Annotated in this window: 14 protein-coding genes; 10 read left to right on the top strand and 4 right to left on the bottom strand. The window is 45.1% G+C overall.

Annotated features, from left to right (window positions below):
- Window positions 1-160 precede the first annotated feature (160 nt).
- From C7475_RS15355 to C7475_RS15345, 3 genes are all read left to right on the top strand, one after another.
- On the top strand, window positions 161-1,219 hold the full coding sequence (locus C7475_RS15355; protein WP_110054271.1) for a sensor histidine kinase: 1,059 nt from the start codon (window positions 161-163) through the stop codon (window positions 1,217-1,219).
- 68 nt (window positions 1,220-1,287) lie between these two features.
- Complete coding sequence (locus C7475_RS15350; protein WP_110054270.1) at window positions 1,288-2,001, top strand: LytTR family DNA-binding domain-containing protein; 714 nt, start codon at window positions 1,288-1,290, stop codon at window positions 1,999-2,001.
- A 135-nt stretch (window positions 2,002-2,136) separates the two neighbouring features.
- The gene (locus C7475_RS15345) at window positions 2,137-4,722 is read left to right on the top strand and encodes an outer membrane beta-barrel family protein (protein ID WP_110054269.1); all 2,586 of its coding nucleotides are present in this window, start codon (window positions 2,137-2,139) and stop codon (window positions 4,720-4,722) included.
- 103 nt (window positions 4,723-4,825) lie between these two features.
- Here the strand turns inward: C7475_RS15345 and C7475_RS15340 are convergent, their stop codons facing one another.
- Both C7475_RS15340 and C7475_RS15335 read right to left on the bottom strand, forming a co-directional pair.
- Window positions 4,826-5,227: a hypothetical protein gene (locus C7475_RS15340; RefSeq protein WP_110054268.1), complete on the bottom strand. Its 402-nt coding sequence runs from the start codon at window positions 5,225-5,227 to the stop codon at window positions 4,826-4,828.
- Window positions 5,228-5,352: 125 nt separating this feature from the next.
- Window positions 5,353-5,775, bottom strand: a complete 423-nt coding sequence (locus C7475_RS15335) for a Dabb family protein (RefSeq protein WP_110054628.1) — start codon at window positions 5,773-5,775, stop codon at window positions 5,353-5,355.
- 221 nt (window positions 5,776-5,996) lie between these two features.
- Between C7475_RS15335 and C7475_RS15330 the strand changes: the two genes are divergently transcribed.
- Genes C7475_RS15330 through C7475_RS15320 form a run of 3 tightly spaced genes read left to right on the top strand, consistent with a single transcriptional unit; the run spans window position 5,997 to window position 9,334 of the window.
- On the top strand, window positions 5,997-7,193 hold the full coding sequence (locus C7475_RS15330) for a glycosyltransferase (RefSeq protein WP_110054267.1): 1,197 nt from the start codon (window positions 5,997-5,999) through the stop codon (window positions 7,191-7,193).
- A gap of 35 nt (window positions 7,194-7,228) precedes the next feature.
- Window positions 7,229-8,323, top strand: a complete 1,095-nt coding sequence (locus C7475_RS15325) for a glycosyltransferase (protein ID WP_110054266.1) — start codon at window positions 7,229-7,231, stop codon at window positions 8,321-8,323.
- Window positions 8,324-9,334, top strand: coding sequence for a glycosyltransferase family 4 protein (locus C7475_RS15320; RefSeq protein WP_110054265.1), 1,011 nt, complete (start codon window positions 8,324-8,326; stop codon window positions 9,332-9,334).
- Here C7475_RS15320 and C7475_RS15315 read toward each other — a convergent pair.
- Entirely contained in the window at window positions 9,325-10,773 is a 1,449-nt protein-coding gene (locus C7475_RS15315) for a glycoside hydrolase family 130 protein (RefSeq protein ID WP_110054264.1), read from the bottom strand. The genes C7475_RS15320 and C7475_RS15315 overlap by 10 nt on opposite strands.
- Before the next feature lie 224 nt (window positions 10,774-10,997).
- Here C7475_RS15315 and C7475_RS15310 point away from each other — a divergent pair, with 224 nt between their 5' ends.
- The 3 genes from C7475_RS15310 (at window position 10,998) to C7475_RS15300 (ending at window position 14,168) form a co-directional block, all read left to right on the top strand.
- Window positions 10,998-11,792: an AraC family transcriptional regulator gene (locus C7475_RS15310; RefSeq protein WP_110054263.1), complete on the top strand. Its 795-nt coding sequence runs from the start codon at window positions 10,998-11,000 to the stop codon at window positions 11,790-11,792.
- A gap of 80 nt (window positions 11,793-11,872) precedes the next feature.
- Entirely contained in the window at window positions 11,873-12,712 is an 840-nt protein-coding gene (locus C7475_RS15305) for an AraC family transcriptional regulator (protein WP_110054262.1), read from the top strand.
- Window positions 12,713-12,794: 82 nt separating this feature from the next.
- Entirely contained in the window at window positions 12,795-14,168 is a 1,374-nt protein-coding gene (locus tag C7475_RS15300) for a glycoside hydrolase family 47 protein (protein WP_110054261.1), read from the top strand.
- Between the two features lie 57 nt (window positions 14,169-14,225).
- Here the strand turns inward: C7475_RS15300 and C7475_RS15295 are convergent, their stop codons facing one another.
- On the bottom strand, window positions 14,226-16,652 hold the full coding sequence (locus C7475_RS15295) for a CshA/CshB family fibrillar adhesin-related protein (protein ID WP_110054260.1): 2,427 nt from the start codon (window positions 16,650-16,652) through the stop codon (window positions 14,226-14,228).
- Between the two features lie 297 nt (window positions 16,653-16,949).
- On the opposite strand from C7475_RS15295, the gene C7475_RS15290 reads away from it, so the two are divergent.
- The gene (locus C7475_RS15290) at window positions 16,950-17,933 is read left to right on the top strand and encodes a DUF3592 domain-containing protein (protein ID WP_110054259.1); all 984 of its coding nucleotides are present in this window, start codon (window positions 16,950-16,952) and stop codon (window positions 17,931-17,933) included.
- Window positions 17,934-17,950: the final 17 nt, after the last annotated feature.

Below are 17,950 nucleotides of genomic sequence, written 5' to 3'. Positions count from 1 at the left end.
GGGTTAGGATATGATGCTTAATGGATTATTAATCTACTAATTAACAGCAATATAAAAGAAAACTACAAGTTTGCCGCCAAAAAAGCGGTATTCATCTCAATTATTTTATATAATATCGATTTTTTTGGTTGTTTTGGATTATTTAACTGTTCACACAGGAATGACTACAATTGCTAATGATACAAAACAGGCCTGGTATTCGAGAACGTGGGCGCAGGTCTTCCTGCATGCTGTTGCCTGGATCACGCTGTTTTCTCTGCCATATCTCCTGCGGCCATCTCCCGACCAGCGGCACGCGCCGGACGCGGATGAACAGGTATGGCATATCCACTATATTATCAATGCCTGTATACTGACCTTCTTTTTCTACCTGAATTCGAGCGTTCTGATCCCCGGACTTATATACCGAAAAAAGTATCTCCAATTCAGTTGTGTGTTATTGCTGCTTTTTGCCGGCCTGGTTTATTTCCGCTATTTGTTCATACAGGCCTTTATCACGCACAGGCAATTTGAGTTAAGGCCTACAATCCTGTTCACATTCTTCACCCTACTGTTCATCCTTGCCTGTAGTACAGCCTGGAGAATGATCAGGGATAAGATGAATGCCGACAAGCTGGCCAGTGCAAAGGAAAATGAAAACCTGAAGACAGAACTGTCCCTGTTACGTTCACAGGTCAGCCCTCACTTTATGTTCAATGTACTGAACAATATGGTAGCGCTGGCCAGGAAACAGTCAGACCAGCTGGAGCCGTCCCTGATCAAACTCTCTTCACTGATGCGGTATATGTTGTATGAGGCTGACGAAGATAAAGTACCCCTTGATAAGGAAACAGATTATCTGCAAAGCTATATTGACCTGCAGCAGCAACGCTTCGGCACCAAAGTACAGGTGAACGTCACCATGCAGTTGCCTGAGATCGGATATGAAATTGAGCCTATGCTGCTGATCCCGTTTGTTGAAAATGCGTTTAAACATGGAACAGGTCTGATACCTGATGCACGTATCGACATAGAACTGCGGGCACGGCAGGGTTTACTGCAATTTTCCGTGATGAATAAATACAATCCTGAATACACGGAAATAAAGGATAAGACCTCCGGTATAGGCCTTACAAATGTAAGACGCAGGCTTAATCTCCTGTATAAAAACAACCACCAGCTGCTGATCAATAAAAAAGAAGGATGGTTTGTGGTGTCTTTGCAGTTACATTTACATTAAAATCAGGAACCTGAAGAAGTGCACCATAAATAATTCCTGGTTCTTAATTCCCAATTGAAAATCGAATTATGGTATTACGTTGTATAGCTGTTGATGATGAACCGTTAGCATTGGATCTACTGGAAGATAACATTCGCCAGGTACCCTACCTGGAACTCGTTGCCAAATGTGCAGATGCATTTGAGGCTATCAAAGTGTTGCAGGAAAAGGAAGTGGACCTGATCTTCCTTGACATACAAATGCCGGGATTGACAGGCCTGCAGTTTATACAGAGCCTGGCGCATAAACCCATGATCATTCTTATCACGGCCTATGAAAAATATGCGCTGGAAGGATTTGAACTGGATGTAACAGATTACCTGGTAAAACCGGTAGCATTACCCCGATTTATCAAAGCCTGCAATAAGGCGCGGGAACTGTTCCAGCTGAAACATCATCCGGCAACAGCTTCAGCTACCAGCACACCTGAATTCTTTTTCGTCAACTCTGATTATAGTCTGCTGAAAATAAATGTAGCCGATATCATCTGGATCGAAGCTTTAAAAGACTATATCCGGATACATCTGACAGGCACCGCAAAACCTGTTGTAACCCGTATGCCATTAAAACAAGTGGAAGAACAACTGGCGCCCGCCAAATTCATCCGCATTCACAAATCATATATCATTGCCGTGGCGCATATCACCGCCATCAGAAAAAACAGTGTATTTATCGGCGCCATGGAACTACCCGTGGGCGACAATTACCGGGAAGCAGTAGCAGCACTGACAGGTATCCGATAACCCTGTACCAGCTTATCATGTATTATGCTGACAACCATTTTCCGGCTTTTTCGTCGCATTATTTCCAAGCATTGTCTCATTTGCTATGTATAATGGAAATGCGCTATTAGTTTTGTCTCTATAAGAATGTTACTTATGCAAAGAATTATCTGGCTTATTGCCATGTTGACCTTCACCGTTCACATTTCCGCGCAACAGAGGCCCGGAGGTTTTGCTGGCGGCAAACCGCCCAGCATAGGCCGCGTTTACGGTAAGGTACTCGACAACGAAGGGAAACCCATGCCCTACACTTCAGTGATCATATTCCAGAATCGTCTCGACTCTGTTACGAAAACTAAAAAGGATGTACTGATAAAAGGTGTTATCACGCAGAATAATGGTGAATTTAACCTGGAAGAACTCCCTATTATGGGACCATTGATCCTGAAGATATCCGCCACTGGATTCAAGCCTTATTCACAGGTCGTAACCTTCGTTATGAAGAAGCCTGCTCCCGGTACAATGCCTTCTTTCGATAAAGACCTGGGCAACATCAAACTGACCAGCGACATCAGTCAGCTGCAGGGCGTAACCGTTACTGCCAGCAAACCACTGATGAAGGTTGACATGGATAAAAAGGTGTTTAACGTAGAACAGAGTATTTCCAGTGCGGGCGGTACCGCACAGGACGTAATGAAGAACGTGCCTTCCGTGAATATTGATATTGACGGAAAGATGACCATGCGTAATGCGACGCCGCAATTATATATTGATGGCCGTCCTACTACCCTTACTCTCGATCAGATCCCTGCGGACGCTATCGAGAGTGTAGAAGTAATGACCGCTCCAAGTGCGAAATATGATGCTTCAGGCGGCGGCGCTGGTATCGTAAACATCGTACTGAAAAAGAACCGTAAAACCGGTTATAATGGAAATATCCGTGCTGGTGTAGACAAACGTGGAGGCTTCAATGGCGGTGGCGATTTCAACCTGCGCCAGGGTAAATTTAACATTACTGCCAGCGGTATGATCAACCAGATGCGTGACCGTACCAATGGTAAAACAGACCGCCTGGATATATCTGACGATCCGAATATCCATACCCTTCAGGAGAATAGCTCCAGAAGTAACGGTGGATTTATGTTCGGCCGTCTTGGAATGGATTATTTCGCTACTAACCGTACCACTTTGTCTGTATCAGGTATCAAAGTACATGGTCAGTTCAAACCTTCAAGTATCCTGGACATCAATACTGACAGCCTGTTCAGCGGAGCTCCGACTACGGCTTTCAGCCGCAGGGTTACCGATGGCAAACGTACATTCAATGGTACCGGTTTAGTGCTGGGTATGAAGCACATTTTCCCACACGAAGGAGAAGAACTGACAGTAGATGCTAACTACTTCGGCGGTACCAGTTCCAATAATTCTAACTACACTACCGACTTTTATAATATCAAAGGTGGTGCGGTTACCAGCAATGAAGTGGAAAGGATCCTGGGAGATGGTAAAATGCGTAACATCACCGCCCAGACAGACTATATAAGACCGCTCGGCACCAAGAGTAAACTGGAAGCGGGATTACGTGCTACCTTCCGTCATATTGAGAACAACAACTACAATTACCTGTTCAATGAGGCCACACAGGAGTACGACCTCACATCAGGCAATACCAGCAATTATAAGAACAACGAGAGCGTATACGCAGCTTACGTGACCTTCAGCAGCAGCATTCATAATTTCAGCTATAAACTCGGATTACGTACCGAAAGTTCCGAATATAACGGGGAATTGATCCAGACCGGACAGAAATTCAGCAACAGCTATCCTGCCAGCCTGTTCCCTACCATATTCTTAAGCCAGAAGCTGAAACATGATCAGGAAGTACAGTTGAGCGCTACCCGTCGTATTAACCGTCCGAACTTCTTCCAGCTGATCCCATTTGCTGACTCAACCGACCGGCTGAACATCACAAAGGGTAATCCGAACCTGGTACCGGAGTTCACACAATCCCTGGAGTTATCTTACCTGAAAACATTTAAAGGTAATCACACGCTCCTCGGTTCCGTATACTATAAATACACAGATAATACGATCACCAGTTACATAGATCAGCAAACTGACCCTGCTTCAGGTAAGACGGCCCTGATCAATACCTTCATCAATGCTGCAAGCAGTTATACGACCGGTGCTGAGCTTACGGTACAGAACTACCTGACGAAATGGTGGGATGTATCTACCAACATCAACGCGTATAACTCGAAGATAGATGCAGGTACTACTGCTGTAGTTAATCAAAAGGCATTGTGGAGCGTATTCGGTAAACTGAACAGTAATTTCAAATTGCCGAAGGCTATTGAACTGCAGCTTACCGCTACCTATCAGTCTAAAACTAACCTGCCGATCAATACCAATAATGGCTTTGGCGGTGGCCCTCCCGGCCTGGAAGCACAAAGCGCCTCACAAGGTTTTATCCGCTCCTTCTATGGTATAGATCTGGCGCTGAAGAAAAGCTTCCTGAAGAGCAAGGCATTGAGTGCAACAATTGCTGTAAGCGATATCTTCCGTAGCCGTATTACAGACCAATACTCTTACAGTGCGTATTTCACCCAAAACTACACCCGTTTAAGGAACCCGCAGATGATCAGACTGAACATCGCGTACCGTTTCGGTAAAATAGACGCCTCCCTGTTCAAACGTAAGAGCCAGGGTACAGGCCAGGGAATGATGGATGGCATGCAATAATATAGCGAACAACTCGCAACAAACAAAAAAACGAATGGTCAGACAGCCATTCGTTTTTTTGTTTTTATCATTATTACTTTTTCGGTACCAGATGATCCGGCTATTATCCATTCATAAAATCCAGATCAAAGTAGTATTCCCTGTTGTCGGTAGGATTCAGATAGATAGAGATCTGTTTATGTCTTTCCAGCAGGAAATAAACAGTGACCCTGTCTTTATAGATGTAAGGACTGAGTAGCTCAATACGTGTGTTATTGTCCGGCTGATAGGCACAGGACAGGTAACATATTTCCCGTTCCCGGATTTCGTCGGGATAATGGTTTGCGAAACCATCCAGCATCCTGACTTCCAGGTTGTCTGTATCGGCCGGCTCCTCGTAATAATTGGAGGTAAAAATGGTAAACTTTTCTGCGTTCACTGTGATCCTGTTCCCGGTTGACTTCAATCCGGCGTTAGATTCTTGCAACTTTTGGGGAAAGAGCAGTCCAATGAGTTGTTTCAGCATAATATATCACTTTTTTGAATGACGATCCAGCTGGCATTGGTCCCTGACTATAATAACAGATCCTTGCAAATGTCAGCCGCGCCTTTGGCGTGACTGACATGCTGATCCAAATATACAAAGTATCATTAAATATCTTCGGAGTCGTATACGATCACCTTCTTCCATACGGAAGAACATTCTTCAATAAACTTCAGGTGAGCGGGATCTGTTTGATAGATATCCTGGTCAGCCTTATTTTTGAAGAACAGCAACCAGGATACCTGGTAAGACCGTTCAATTACGTCACGGTTAGTTGTAGAAGGCGTGCCGATATGGTGTTGTTTGATCGTTTTAGCGCTTTTCGCGAGCTTCTGTAGCCCGGCGATAAGTTTGGCTTTATCTTCCTGACTTTCGGGATTATTCAGCCAGAAATATACGTGGTGCACAAAAACTTTTTCGGCTGGTGGTGTCGCCATGGCTGCCGCACTGCCTGTCAATGTAGCAACACCTGCCACTGCAGCCGTTTTACCTGCTGCGGAAAGGAACGCTCGTCTGGTTTGTTTTGACATAGGGTCATTTTTTATCAAGGAAAATAGTAAAAATATCCGGATATCCTGCATTATCATCACATCTTCCCTTTCCGCGTGCCAGTTCATCTGGTTCACTTTTTGTAATTCTTAAAGTAGGTAAAACTAAGACACTAAACAGCTTTGAACCCCGGCCCTATTAATCCCCGCACCTTAATACTGTCGGTTCCATTTACCGCTACTACTTCGTTAAAAACTTTGATATGGATACATTTGACATGAAGCCAGAGGTTCTCTTTGTGGGTACATACCCTCCGCGTAAATGTGGCATTGCCACCTTTACTGCCGATCTCACCAATGAACTGACCCGTCTGTTAACGCACGAGTTTGATATTAGTATTTGTGCCCTGGATAAAAGAGCCAACACAGATCTGTATAACGCCCCTGTTACAATGGTGATGGACGGTTGCCGGCTGAATTCCTGTATAGCAGGCGCAGAGGCCATCAATCAGAATCCGGCCATTAAGATCGTTTGCATAGAGCACGAATTCGGGCTTTTTGGAGGAAATATGGGCGAATATGTACTGGCCTTCCTTTCCCTGCTCACAAAGCCTTTCATTATCCGTTTCCATACAGTATTGCCAGAGCCTGATGAACAAAGGTTGAAGCTGGTAAGGAGCATTTGCCTGCTGGCAGATAAAGTAATGGTGATGACCCGTCATTCCCACAGGCTTTTGGTGGACGATTATAACATTGAGCAGGATAAACTTGCAATCATCCCTCATGGCACCCATCCGATCCCTGCTTCAAACAGAGTGGATCTGAAGAGCAGGTATAATATGCAGCAGAAAAAGATCCTGACCACCTTCGGATTGCTTAGTCCTAACAAAGGAATTGAGTTAGGCATTAAAGCAATGGTGAAAATTGCTGCGGAATTTCCGGATGCTATTTACGTCATACTGGGGAATACTCACCCCAACTTAGTGGAAGCAGAAGGAGAAGCATACCGCGAAAGTCTGCAAAGATTGATAGAAGAAAACAATCTTACTAACAATGTAAAACTTGTCAACGAATTCATTCCGACAGATCAGCTACTGAACTATCTGTCACTGACCGATATTTACCTCTTTACTTCCAAAGACCCGAACCAGGCGATGAGCGGTACGTTCATGTATGCCATGAGTGCAGGTTGCCCGATCATTTCAAATGCCTTTGTATTGGCTAATGAAATGTTAGAAGACAATACCGGTATTATCATAGCATCGGGCGACGAAGAGGCACTGGCCAATAACGCCATCTATCTTCTGCGGAATGAAGCGGTAAGACAAGAAATAGGAAAAAAAGCTTTTATGAAAACGAGGAACACCCTATGGGGGACCGTAGCCCGTAAACATGCAATGCTGTTCTATGAACTGATGAAAAAACAGTCGCCTACATACAATAATATTGTGGCACTGTAAACGGCTTTGCCTATTGTTTCACTAAAAAGAAAAGCATGCACCCGCATTTACAGACAACAAAGACCATTCAAAAAAAAGACGTTAGACAGGGCAGGATCTCACTGCCCTCTTTTAACCCGGATCACATACTGAATCTGACAGATAGCACAGGAATCATACAACATGCCTTGCGTAATATTCCCAACAGGAAAGAAGGCTATTGTACTGACGACAATTCCCGCGCGCTGTTACTATCCGTAATGGCATGGAAACACAACAGATACCCGGAGGTACTGAAATTAATGTCCGTATATCTGAGCTTCATCCATTACATGCAAATGGAAGATGGCTATTTTCACAACTTCATGCATTACAATAAAGAGATCGTAAAAGATGGCGGCTCGGAAGATGCCTATGGCAGAACATTGATGGCGCTGGGTTACCTGATAGCTTATGGCCCTTCCCCACTTACAATAAGAACAGCGGAAGAGATCTTCCTGAAAGCCACACCGCACATGGATAACCTGATCTCTCTACGAGGTATGGCCAACAGCCTGATCGGACTATGCCTGTTTATCGGGTCTAATCATTCACATGAAAACCAGCTTGACAGGGTCGGACAACTGGCCGGTAAACTGGTGCATGAGTATCGGCGGTATTCAGATAGAGATTGGAAATGGTTCGAAGAAGTGCTGACATACGATAACGCAATGATACCACTGGCGTTGCTGCACGCCTACGAGATCACCCGGCAGGAAGAATACCTGCATACTGCGTTGGAGGCCATCAGTTTCCTTGAAACAAAGGTTTTCCGTGACAACATACTATATCCTGTCGGTAATAATGGCTGGAGCAGTAAAGGCGGCACCACCGCATTGTTTGACCAACAGCCGCTGGATGCAATGGCCATGGTATTGTTCTATCACCAGGCCTTTCATGTTACCGGCAATAAGAAATTCCTCACTAAAGGAGTATGCTCCTGGCAGTGGTTCATGGGTGAGAATGCTCTCCAACTGCCATTATATGACCAGGACACCGGCGGCTGTGCTGACGGCTTACAGCCTGACAGGGTAAATGAGAACCAGGGTGCTGAAAGCACCATCGCTCTCTGGATATCCTATTTTTCCGTTTCTGAAATGTTAGATAAGTAAATGAAAATAGCCGTTCTTTCCCCTATCGTATGGCGTACTCCTCCCCGTCAATACGGGCCGTGGGAACAGGTAACATCCGTTCTTACAGAAGGTCTTGTCAAAAAAGGTATCGACGTAACGCTTTTCGCAACCGGCGATTCCATCACCAATGCAAAACTATCTTCCGTGTGCGATCATCCACTGGGAGAAAAGCCTGCAGACTTCAAGGTGTGGGAATGTCTACATATTTCCGCACTAATGGAGAGGGCTGGGGAATTTGATCTCATACATAACCACTTTGACTTCCTTCCGCTCACATATTCAAGGCTGATCACGACTCCTATGGTAACGACCATTCATGGTTTCTCTTCTCCCGATATAATACCGGTATACAAAAAATACAATGATACCAGTCATTATGTGTCTATCAGCAACAGCGATCGTAGCCCGGAACTGACATATATAGACACGGTATATAATGGGATCGATGAGTCACTTTTTTCTTTCAGGGAAAAGCCGGGAGAATACCTGCTTAGTTTTGGAAGGATCCATCCAGAGAAAGGTACACATATCGCCATAGCGATTGCTGCAGAACTGAACATGCAACTGCTCATCTGCGGACTGATTCAGGACGAGCATTATTTTAAGGAAAAAGTGGCCCCTTTTATCAATGATACCACTGTTATTTATAAAGGGAATGTGGGTCCGGCGGAACGCGATCAGATACTTGGCAATGCCAGCGCTTTGCTACATCCTGTTATGTTTGACGAGCCGTTTGGATTGAGCATTGCAGAGGCCATGATGTGCGGTACGCCTGTCATTGCATTTAACAGGGGTGCAATGAAGGAACTGATACTTGAAGGAACGACCGGCTTTCTTGTAAATACCGTCGAAGAGGCGGTGACAGCTGTATCCAATATACAACACATCAACCGGCATGACTGCCATCTTCACTCAATGGCTCATTTCAGCCAGGAGCAAATGGTAGCACACTACATAGAAGTATATTCGAGGATAGTCGCTCACTGCTGACTATCCTTGAGTAAAGCTTTCAGTAATTTATCCAGTGGCACACTGGCAAATGAAGACGCATAGTCCGATACCGCATAAGGAATGAACACCTGTCCCTCGTGGATCATTGCGCCACAGGAATAGACGACATTAGGCACATATCCATCCCGCTCATCTTCTTTGGGCATCAGCAGTGGATATTGCAATCTACCCAGCTCCTTTGTGGGGTCTTCCAGGTCAAACAGTGTAGCACCCAGGCAATATTTGCGCATCGGGCCTACTCCGTGAGAAATGATCAGCCATCCCTTCTCTGTCAACAGCGGAGAACCGGCGTTGCCTATCTGTACAAACTCCCAGGGATATTTCGGTTTCTGTAATAAGATGGGTTCCTGCCATTCGTAAAGATCATCAGAGAACATGATGTAATTATTTACTCCGTCAATGCGGGATAACATAGCATATTTCCCTTTGATCTTTTTCGGGAAAAGCGCCAGGTTCTTATTCACAGCACCTTTCCCATACAACGGCGAGACCTCAAAGTGTTTGAAATCGCAGGTCCGGATCAGCTTCGGCAGGATGAATGATCCATCATAAGCGGTGTAGGTAGCGTAATACGTACAGGAGCCTTCCTCTTCTATAAACTTCACGAAGCGGGCGTCTTCAATACCATTCTTCTCTGTGTATGTTACCGGAAAAATAACACGTTCCGAGAGCCCTGTATGATCGGGAAAATGCAGTTCATAATTGGCATCAACCAGTTCAAGCACATGTTGTTTCATATTCTGCTGATCTGAAGGATCTTTAACTGCCCGCAGCAGGGAGCGCAAAACAATGTCTATCTCAGAATATGTAAACTCGTCGGTCAGCTGATGTAAAATACCCACATGCAGATCTTCCGGCAAACGTAGCTGTGTCAACTGCTGGGCAAAATGCTCCTTATCGTTCCGCTTCTCGTTGGTCAGCTTGCCTTCTGTCAGGAACCGCGCCGGCGGATCGAGGTGAATATTACAATCTTTGTCCAGAACGCCTTCCCTGAACTCTATCGAAGAAATATGACTTTCGCCCGTAGCCCTGAAACTTACGATCACTCTTTTTTCGCCCGGTTTCATACCTCCCTGATCGGGCGCTTCCACCACAGAAGGATTAAATAGCGCAGCCGCTTCGAGGGAGTATTCCATCGTAAAATAGGCGCCCAGTAAATGTTGCCGTTCCCTGGTCACTGTCATCCCGGGAGGCACGAGATGACTGATCCTGCTATAATGGTTTTCAAAGACGATATTGATATCCTTGTACCTGCACGAAAACTCTCTCAATACTCCGCCAAGCACATTACACACTACCTCTTCCGGCATATCCACAACCTTGTTAATGATCTGGAGAGAACGTTCATTTCCTGAATTAAAAAAGCGGGGAATTACTCTTTTAAAATCCGGGGTGATCCTGATGTTTTTTCTCGTCATTGATAACATACGCAACAATCTAGTGGGTTAAAAAAAGATATATACTTATAAAGATAACTCTTTTAGCGTTAATGTATTATATCACGTAGCAGCGTTACCGTTCGATTCGTGTAGCTGAGTAAGTTGACGCCTGCTACATTGAGCTTTCTAGCAAACAATATTTGAGCCAATGAACAAAGCAAGCTATACATGGAAGGTGTACCTTTGCTAAAAAGCTGATAATCATGGTCAATCCGGAACCGGTTATATCAAATTTCTTATACTCCTGTTATACCAGCCGGCACAATGAGTCTGAGCAATGTGTACCGGAGCATGTGCTGACCCATGTTATTGCAGGCAGCGTGGCATTTTACACCGCTGACGGGCGGCATGAACTGATGCCTGGTCAAACACTTTTCATCAAAAGGAACCTGCTCACCAGGGTCATGAAATACCCCGGGCCAGGTGGCGAAATGAAGTCATTCAGCATCTTCCTGGAGCAATCATTCCTTCGCGATTATAGCGCCGAAAATGACACAATTGCGTCCGGCCCTTATCAGGGTACTCCCTTTATACAATTTGCCGCGGATAGCCTGTTTAAAGCTTATTTTGAATCGCTGGCCCCATATCATCATTTACAGATCAACAATGAACTGGCTGTTCTGAAACAACGGGAGGCATTATTACTCCTGCTCCATCAGACGCCCGATGTTAAAAATTTGCTGTTCGACTTTAGTGAGCCCGGGAAAATTGATCTTGAGGAATTCATGAACAGGCACTACAGATTTAATGTGGACCTCAGGCGTTTTGCTTATTTAACAGGCAGAAGCCTGGCCACGTTCAAGCGGGATTTTGAGAAGATCTTTCACGCTTCCCCCAGTCGCTGGTTGCAACAGAAAAGATTACAGGAAGCCTATTTCCAGATCAAGGAAAAAAAGAAAAAGCCATCAGACGTATACCTGGAAGTAGGGTTTGAAGATCTCTCCCATTTTTCCTTCGCCTTCAAAAAGACTTATGGGGTAGCCCCATCCCTCGTTTAAATACTATTCGGTCCGACTTCCTCTCCGCCAGGCACATCTGCATAAAAAAATGCTAACTTTAAGCCAGTCGGGGACAAGTTATGAAAGTTACTAAGTTTTTACTACGCCACTTTATTACCGGGGGCGAGATATTCCACCTCGCACGGGTGAAGATCTTCTCGCGTGATGATATATCCCTGCATAATCACGATTACGCTGAAATATTCTGGATCGAACATGGTAGTGGCACTCACCTCATTAACGGGAAAAAAATGCCCCTCAATACGGGCGACCTGGTAATGATGCGCCCTGAGGATCAGCATACCTTCATTTCCAACCGGCAAGGCATCACCATGATGAACCTGGCTTTTCCGATCAAAACGGTACAGTATTTCCGTAAAAGGTACTTCAGCGAAACGGAAGACTTCTTCTGGAAAAAAGGACCTCTTCCCTATCAGGCCTCACTCGACGTCACCGTGTTACGTAATGTGACCCACCTGGCGGAGAAGATCTGGAAACATCAAAGCTCCCCCGTCTACCTGGACAGTTTCCTGTTATCTCTTTTTAAATTGTTATTGCCTACCGAAAACCAACCTGATAACCAGGACATTCCAGCCTGGCTGAATAACGCGGTGCAGCAGTTTCCGGCACAACCGGACATCTTTCGTCTGGGCGCACGTGGTTTTGCCTCTATCTGCGGCCGTAACATTGACTATGTTAACAGGACCGTCCGCAAATGTTATGATAAAACCTTGTCCACATTAGTAGCGGAGTTACGTATGCAATTCGCAGCCAGGCAATTAGCGATCACTAACGCCCCTATTAAGAGTATCTGCCACGATTGTGGTTTTAATAACCTCGGACACTTCTACAAACAATTCCAGGCTATCTATCAGCAAACGCCTTCACAATACCGCGAACGGCATCAGCGCATGTCATAGATCGTTATACCGTAAAAAATATATCTGTTAGCGCAATAGTATGAGCGCTTTATTAATTTTGCAGGCTATAATTTAGTATCCGATGAAAAAATGCATCCTGGCTGCCGCAGCCATGATCACCTACCTACCTATGAAAGCCCAGACAGCGGACCTGTCGAATAGTGTAAAACAGGAATTTGTAAAGGCCTGGGATACCTATAAACGATACGCCTGGGGGCATGATGTATTACTGCCGCTGACTAAACAGTATAAGGACTGGTATGAACAACCGTTGCATATCTCTCCGGTTGACGCATACAGCACGATGAAAGTGATGGGCCTTCAGAAACAGGCCAAAGAGATCGAGAAGTATATTACTGACAGCTGCCGTTTTAATACAGATATATATGTGAAGACCTTTGACATGAACAAACGTGTACTGGGGGGATTGCTTGCCATGTATTCCTACACACACAATCCAAAGGTATTGGAACAGTCAAAAGATCTGGGCGACCGGTTGTTACAGGCTTTCAAATCTCCGACAGGTATTCCCTATTACTGGGTTAATCTGAAAACCGGTAAGGCAAGAGGAGAAAAGATGAACACCGCCGAAGCAGCGGCTTATACTTTTGAAATGGGCATCCTGAGTTATTACACAAAGGACCGGAAATATTATCAGGCGGCGAAGAAGGCGACGCTCGCTGTGTATGGAAGACGATCGCCGATCAACCTTGTTGGAAATGTGATCAATAATGAAACCGGTGAATGGCTGGAAACAGTCAGTTTTATTGGCGCTGGCGGAGATGTTTATTACGAATACCTGTTGAAGACCTGGCTCCTGTTCAAAGATCCCGAGATCAAACAGATGTGGGAACAGACCATTACAGCCGTTCATAAGTATGATGCAGAAGAAAACGATACGGCGCTATGGTACAGAAAAACAGACATGTATTCAGGCGAAATGAGGAATAGCGCGGTGACCCTTTACGATGCGTTCTTCCCTGCGTTACTATGCATTGATGATGATGCTGAAACAGCGGCCAAACTCCAGCGCACCTGGAATGATCTCTGGAAACGGTACGGGCTCGAACCAATGATCTATGATTATCGCAAAAAGGTCCCCTACTCTTCATCTTATGAGTTGAATGCTGAGATCGTAGAATCTGCCTGGTACCTGTACGATTATACAAAGGATACCAGCTACCTCCAGATGGGGAAACAATATTACAACGATATACTGAAATACTGTAAAACAGCTACGGCCTTTTCATCGGTGACAGACGTGCGAAGCAAACAACAGCATAATGAATTACCTATGTATTTCTTTGCGGAAACAATGAAGTACTTCTACCTCCTGTTTACGCCGGATAGTGGCTTTAATACGGCGGAATATGTGTTTAATACCGGCGCTAATCCTTTCAAAATTGCAGACTTCAAACCCTCGGAAATAGAAAGGCGTTTAGGTATCAGTCAGTAAGTTAACCAGCGCTATATACAGGAGAGGCTGTCCGCCATGGCGGATGGCCTCATTTTTTTAACGTGCCAATACTACCGTGCCTTTCCTCAACACATCACCGCAGATCGTTTTCGCTTTTATCATGTAAACGTAGGAACCCGCCGGTTGTGGCATTCCTTTAAAGGTCCCATCCCAGCATTCACCGGGATAACGTGTAGTAAACACCAGATTGCCTATCCTGTTGAACACACTGAATTCGAACGTATTTGTTGCTCCCCAGAACTTTAATCCGAAACAGTCATTCATTCCATCACCATTAGGCGTAAAAGCTGTGGGAATAGGATACCGTGTAAATGCCAGATCAATATCCACATTCACGGTGATCGTTTCTACCTGTGTACAGCCATGTTCGTCCATCACAGTCACTTCATAGGTAGTGGTCTTCAGCGGAGATGCTACAGGGTTTGCCACCAGGTTGTTAACCATACCAACTACAGGCTGCCAGTTGTAATAAACTCCGCCTGTCGCTTCCAGTAAAATTTCCGGATGTGCGCAATCTACATCACCTGATTTAGCCACTGATGTAACAGGAAGGTCATACACTTTCACCGGTACAAGAAAAGTATCTGATACGGCACAGGTATGATGCTCCATATAGATCTTGAACGTAGAGTCATACATGGGCGCTACCCTGATCAGCGCGTTAGTGGTTAGCAACGAATCAGTATCTGTATACCACTCAAAAACATCAGCGCCTCTCGCCAGGATCTCAACAGACTGGCCCAGGCATACTACAGGCGTATCTGGTATTACTCTCATATCCGGCGCAGGATTGACCGTGATATTGATTGCGGATTTACTGCTGCAGCCATATATTGTCGTAGCTGTTACTGTATAACTGGTGGTTGACGATGGCGTAGCGACGGGGGTAGGCACCGTACTTCTGTCCAACGAAGAATCGGGCCACCAGCTGTAAGTAGCAGGTACATCAGAAATTGCTGATAGTTGCAGGCTGTTACCGGCGCATATAGCGGTATCGCTTCTTTTGGTGAACACAGGAGATGGATTAACATAGATCGTCAGTGTAGCTGAACCCGGACAACCTGAAGCATCCACGCCGCTTACAGTATATGTAGTTGTGTTCATTGGTGTTGCAACCGGGTCAGGAATTGAATCGGCCGATAGTCCGGTAGCAGGCGTCCATTTATACCGGATGCCGCCACTCGCATTTAACTGGGCCGGTTTCCCTGCGCAGAGCACCATGTTAGCAAGCGTATTAATATTTGCGGAGCAGGGCGATTTAATGCTAACAAGATAATCCTCAACTTCTCCATCCGGCGCGAAGCCAGTAGGTATTCTAAGCGCCTGTTGATCGGTAGATAAACGGAACCTGAATCCAAATTGCTGCACCCTTCCTGAAACGAAACCGCCTGGCAGCGAAGTCCAGTTCAAAATAGCGACAGTAGCATTGGGAGGTACAGTAGTTGTAGCAGATTCGTTCGTATCAAAAACACCGTTCCTGTTATAATCAAACCAACCTGTGAGGTAGGCGGTTTTACCTGTAGTATTGCTCAGCGGAACAGTTACGTCGTAACTGCCATTGCCATTATAATCGCGGAAGGCAGTCACTGCTTCTTCGTCCTGTCCGTTCACATTATCGTCAGTCATACCCGGAGAGTCCGCATCACCGGCAATACTACCTAGTTTCAGATCGCCTGACAGGGATGTGACAGGCAGAGGCACACCGTTGCTACAAGGATTCTGTGTAGTATATACCAGTTGATGAGAAGCATAGCCATAAGTGGCAGGAAGATCACCCTCATCAACGGCAGCGATAATGCCAAAAGCCACGGCACTGCTGCCGTGTGTGGTCCTCAACAGACCTACGTCCACGGTTACCGTTCCCGTTGAAGGAACATCCGTAGCCATGACAGGCAATTGTCCGACGCCGGGAACGCCGCCGTATGTCTCAGAGATATTGATCGTTTGTGTACCGCATCCGGTAGTTGGATTGTTTACCTGCGATGAATTTTTGAAGAATTCCAGGGTCCGCCAGTTACCGGATGTTGTCTTCAATACAAGTATTTCCAGGGAATTACATGCTTCTGCATCACTGGCTACCAGTGTAAAAGCAACCGGTCTCCCTCTCCGCGTGGCTTGCAGACTTATCGTAAACTGGCTGTTATTAAAGTTATTCGGAGCAAATAATGCAGGCTGGATAGCCAGGTCCGAGAAGTTATAATGATTCTTCAACACTGCGCCACTCCATGTGTTCATGATCTTAGGCGCCAACGGTGTTCCGGTAACGCCGGAGAACGTAGCGGTGATCGTTAATCCGTCCGCGGTTGTAAACGTTTTGGTTGCTCCGTCTTCAATCGTCATATTTGCCCAGTCCAGCCACCACACAATGTTCTTCAGAGTTCCTGTTCCTTCGTCTGCAAATTGTGCAAATAACTGACTATGAAACAATAACAGGAATGAGGGTAGTAGTAAAAATTTTGGCATCAGATTTATAATTATAGGGAATCGTCTTTCAGGTATAGATATGCGTCAATGGCTAACTATTTCATTATCATCACCTAAACCAAAACAAGCTACTACAGAGGCTTTCAATCGTGTTCTTTTGTAAAATACATTAAAATAGTTAATAAAATAATAATTTAAAAAGCCGGCAGGGGAACTTCATATATTAAAAAATGTATATTTGCAGTTAGTTTACGATAGCCTGGGACAATACATTGACTGCGAACAGCTTATTACTACGACACAAATCTGTCAACTATACACTACAACCCTATACATATGAACAGAAGAATTACCTGGGGCGTACTGCTCCTACTTACATTCCTGACCTTTTATAGCTGGATGCCGACCGAGATGTATGTGTCTATGCCTATCATGCTGGCCATCATAGGAGGTATTTTATGCTTTGTTTTTATGGTGCAGTTATTTGCCAACTTCACCGATATGGAGGAGATCACTGAATGGGACAGACACCCCAAACAATGGTATCACAAGATGGCGTTTGTATGCATTCCGGCAAACATTGTCCTGATGGTCGTATTCTGTATGCACTACACCAAACTCGAAAACGATGAACTGAGAGAATTTGGTGAAAGAGTACCTGCTACAATTGTAGACGGTTATTACAAGAAAAGCTCTAAAAGTAGTACCTACGCACTGACTGTCTCCTACTACACTAAAAAAGGAAAACATGTACGCAGGCAAAAGGAAGTAGACAACGATCAATATGATGCGGCCAGCAAGGGACAGCATGTAGAAGTGATCTACTCCACTAAACATCCGTCATTGATGAAGATCTTATTGGGCGATGAAATGGTGGAGGACCTTTTAGGTTTCAAGAGCAGAAAACTGACCGTTACCGATATGACCAAAATACTGGAAATGCCGGGCGACAGTATCCTGCCTGCGTTGAACAAGATCAGCTACCGCTGGACAATGAGTGATGATGACAGCTCTACTTATGTTAATGAAGGTAAAAAAACATTCTTCAGCGCAGAGCCACGTGTTCGCATTACCTACGTTGCTATGGGTGAAAACTTCATGAGCATGGCAGCAGACATACGCAATGCCGGTTTTAAGAAGGATGCCCGTACAGATGCTGACAGCACTGAAAAAAGTGAAGGAGATCTCGGTCTGTATACCAAAGGTAATCTGCAGATACTGGTACATACAAAAGTAATACCGCATAAAGCAGACAAGGATGATCCTATGGCAGTTTTCAGAGTGGATGAGGCTTTAGTTGTATCAATGTTCAGAAACTAAGATATCTGATAGGCTAA

The organism is Chitinophaga sp. S165, assembly GCF_003182155.1.
Lineage (GTDB): Bacteria > Bacteroidota > Bacteroidia > Chitinophagales > Chitinophagaceae > Chitinophaga.
The sequence above is the reverse complement of the archived record's forward strand: the minus strand, read 5'-3'. Positions and strand labels throughout refer to the sequence as shown.